Raw genomic sequence first — 2,495 nt, 5'->3', positions numbered from 1 at the left:
CATCCCTGCCCGCTACCCTGTAAACCTTTCTTCTGCGTTGCCGTTAACAGTAGGTAAGCCATGTTTGGTTTTTCTTCCGGAGCCCTGATGACTCTTAGTGATGATGAGCGACACCTGCTTGTGTCCGTTGTTTCGGTCTGGCTACGGCGTGCCGGAGGGGATGCCGGAGCCATGATGCTGGATGCATACCGGCAGATTTTGTCTGAAACCGAACCGGCCGTAAGGACTGTCATGCTCGAATTTCTTGAATCCGTTCGCATTCATTACATTTCGTCCTGAGCATTTTCTGTATTTCTGTCCATACTTAAACGAGGCGGCCGTCACGGACGGTGGTCGTCGTTCCATGATGCTGTTATGGACGAGTGAGAGTAATCTAATCTAACTTGATTGAGTTCCGGGCGTGCCGCCCGGTTTTTTTTGCTGTTTCCCGGTGTCCGTTCCGGGACAGGATGTGCATTTGTAATACCGCGCACGCGCCGGCATCACAAATACCCTGGTCAGGGCTGCGCCCCGACACCCCGCCATCGCCTCACGGCCGCGCACTGAATTGCGCACCCGTTCACCGATTTTCACGCATTTTCCTCGCCTATCTGTGCGTTCAGCATGGCGTAAAGCGCTTCGGCCTGATCGTGCAGGTGCTCACAGCAGCCGGCAGCCTCATCCAGATCCATCTGCTCGAGCCGCTCAAGGAGGAGAAGTGTCTGTGCGCGGATAAATTTGGCCATATTGAGGGCGGCGGATTCCTGTCTGGTCACTGGTGATTTTCCCCGTCTGGTGATGATTTTTGCGTGAAAAGAGCATGGCGTCATTCTGGTGCATAGTCATGCATGCCGTTAAAATTTAACAGGCGCGTTTCTGACGGGTTCCGGGGTGGTTTGTTGTGGTTTTTGTCATGGTTTCGTCAGGAACGCGCTGAACGCGTCTCAGGCGGTGCGGGCAACGGATGTTATGGTAAATTCTTGGGGGCTTGATTATAAAATACCGCACTTCCTCTTATGTCTTGTGCTTTTTAGACAACCCTGAAAGCTTTTAGCTTTGGTGATGCAATTTGCTGGGATTTTGGCGGAGAACCACAGGTAAAGAAAAAGGCCACATTAGCGGCCTTTTTCGGAGAAGATGCTCAGTGCGGAATTTCGGAGACTTCTTTAACGTCGGTTTTATTGATCTGCTGTTTGACACCATTCGCGTCTGTATAGCCAAGCAGGCCTGAGTCTGATTCTTTAGGTTTGCCGTCGCTGACAATAGTGCGACCGTCATTGGTGTGTATGGCATAGCTTGTGCGCGTGCAGCCGGTGAGGGCTGAAAGCGCAACTGCCGCTGCGAACACTGAAACAAAAATCTTTTTCAAAGCCAGCTCCTTTTATCCATATCAGTTTTGGTCACTAACCATCTAACTATAGGTCATTTTTTATGTGAAAAGAGGCTTGATGGTGGGCTGTATATCGAGTTAGGCGCGAGGTGCTATGGTCAAAGTGTGGTGTCAGGCGGGGAGGAGGCTTATATGAGATGTAATCCGGCCGATACATATACCAAGATGATTTAAGTATTCCTCTTTGTGAGGTTGGATGTCTAATTTATAAAGGATCTTCTTGAGATCCTTTTTTTCCGCGCGTAATCTCTTGCCCTGTAAACGAAAAAACCACCCTGGCAGGTGGTTTTTCGAAGGTTAGGTAATCCTGGCAGATCCCCTAACCGTGGTAACAGTCTTGTGCGAGACATGTCACCAAATTTGTCCTTTCAGTGTAGCCTCACTAAGGCCGCCACTTCAAGAACTCTTGAGACATCTCTCGCACATCCTGTTTGCCAATGGCCGTTGCCAATGGCGATTAGTCGTGTCTTTCCGGGTTGGACTCAAGTTGATAGTTACCGGATAAGGCGCAGCGGTCGGACTGAACGGGGGGTTCGTGCATACAGTCCATCCTGGAGCGAACTGCCTTCCCGGAACTGAGTGTCAGGCGTGGAATGAGAAACCGCGGCCATAACAGCGGAGTGACACCGGTAAACCGAAAGGCAGGAATGCGGGGGAGCACGAGGGAGCCACCAGGGGGAAACGCCTGGTATCTTTAAGCCGCATCGGGTTTCGCCACCACTGATTTGAGCGTCAGATTCTGTGATGCTTGTCAGGGGGGCGGAGCCTATGGAAAAACGGCTTTGGCGCGGCCTTATGCTTTCTTCGTTAAGTATCTTCCTGGCATCCCCCAGGAAATTTCTGATCCATCCGTAAGCCCGTCCCGCTCGCCGCAGCCGAACGACCGAGCGGAGCGAGTCAGTGAGCGAGGAAGCGGAATATATTCTGTATCACATTTTCTCCTGACGCGTTTTCTTTCACTTTCTGCGCCTGTCTTATGTGGCATTAATGCTATGTGTTACTGCCATGCTACATCTTAAGCCAGTATACACTCCGCTAGTGCTCCGTGACTGGTCCGGCGCTGCGCCCGGAACCCGCCTGTACCGGTTCAGCAGCCGTTCCGGCCTGACTGCAATTTTTTTTTTTT

At 51.5% G+C, this 2,495-nt stretch carries 3 protein-coding genes; 1 reads left to right on the top strand and 2 read right to left on the bottom strand.

What is annotated here, in order from left to right; all coding sequences use genetic code 11:
• The first annotated feature begins 60 nt into the window (after window positions 1-60).
• Complete coding sequence (locus ACF8PE_RS00015) at window positions 61-279, top strand: hypothetical protein (RefSeq protein ID WP_198129632.1); 219 nt, start codon at window positions 61-63, stop codon at window positions 277-279.
• A 290-nt stretch (window positions 280-569) separates the two neighbouring features.
• On the opposite strand, the gene ACF8PE_RS00010 is transcribed toward ACF8PE_RS00015, so the two are convergent.
• The gene (locus ACF8PE_RS00010; protein ID WP_013772937.1) at window positions 570-755 is read right to left on the bottom strand and encodes a Rop family plasmid primer RNA-binding protein; all 186 of its coding nucleotides are present in this window, start codon (window positions 753-755) and stop codon (window positions 570-572) included.
• A 365-nt stretch (window positions 756-1,120) separates the two neighbouring features.
• Window positions 1,121-1,348 carry a YgdI/YgdR family lipoprotein gene (locus ACF8PE_RS00005; protein ID WP_021243043.1) on the bottom strand — a complete coding sequence of 76 codons (228 nt, stop codon included), beginning with the start codon at window positions 1,346-1,348 and terminating at the stop codon, window positions 1,121-1,123.
• Window positions 1,349-2,495 lie beyond the last annotated feature (1,147 nt).

The sequence above is a fragment of the Leclercia sp. GLN_9 genome (genome assembly GCF_043105735.1).
Classification (GTDB): Bacteria; Pseudomonadota; Gammaproteobacteria; order Enterobacterales; family Enterobacteriaceae; genus Enterobacter; species Enterobacter adecarboxylatus.
This window is presented reverse-complemented; position numbering and strand designations above follow the sequence as displayed.

What these genes read in the sequence shown, in the direction of transcription:
- ACF8PE_RS00015 (WP_198129632.1), top strand. Translation starts at nt 61, where the DNA reads ATGTTTGGTTTTTCTTCCGGAGCCCTGATGACTCTTAGTGATGATGAG.